This window comes from Shewanella sp. SM29, from assembly GCF_025654245.1.
Lineage (GTDB): Bacteria > Pseudomonadota > Gammaproteobacteria > Enterobacterales > Shewanellaceae > Shewanella > Shewanella oncorhynchi.
On the sequence record NZ_JAKKRN010000099.1, the window covers coordinates 1 to 568 of the forward strand.

At 47.0% G+C, this 568-nt stretch carries 1 rRNA gene; it reads right to left on the bottom strand.

Going from position 1 to position 568, the window contains the following annotated elements:
* Positions 1–238: ribosomal RNA gene (locus L5L77_RS22640) — 16S ribosomal RNA — on the bottom strand; the annotation flags it as partial.
* Positions 239–568: the final 330 nt, after the last annotated feature.

The following is a 568-nucleotide window of genomic DNA, read 5'->3' on the forward strand; positions in this document are numbered from 1 at the left end:
CCTAGGTTCATCCAATCGCGGAAGGCCCGAAGGTCCCCTCCTTTCCCCCGTAGGGCGTATGCGGTATTAGCAGTCGTTTCCAACTGTTATCCCCCTCGACTGGGCAGATCCCTAGGCATTACTCACCCGTCCGCCGCTCGCCACCTCAGRAGTAAACTCCCTTGTGCTGCCGCTCGACTTGCATGTGTTAGGCCTGCCGCCAGCGTTCAATCTGAGCCATGATCAAACTCTTCAATTAAAGTTTTGTTGTTTGACTTWCGTCAAACGGCTCAATGAATTCTGATTTTTTGTTTCTMGCACTCCCTATAAAAGAAGGGTTGAAACAAACTGTACATATTACTATGAACACTCATTGTTACATTGATTTAAATTTTTGACTGCCAACCCGAAGGYTAAGCAGTTTCGATTAACTCAACACCTGTGAGTGCCCACACAGATTTCTTGTTTTATCTTGTTAAAGAGCAACTCAATATTCGTAAGAGAACTTGAGTACCACACTGAGCGCCGAACGCTTCCAGTTGGCTAGGGCTGCGTATTCTACGCATTTCCCGTTTCGCGTCAAGGAGTT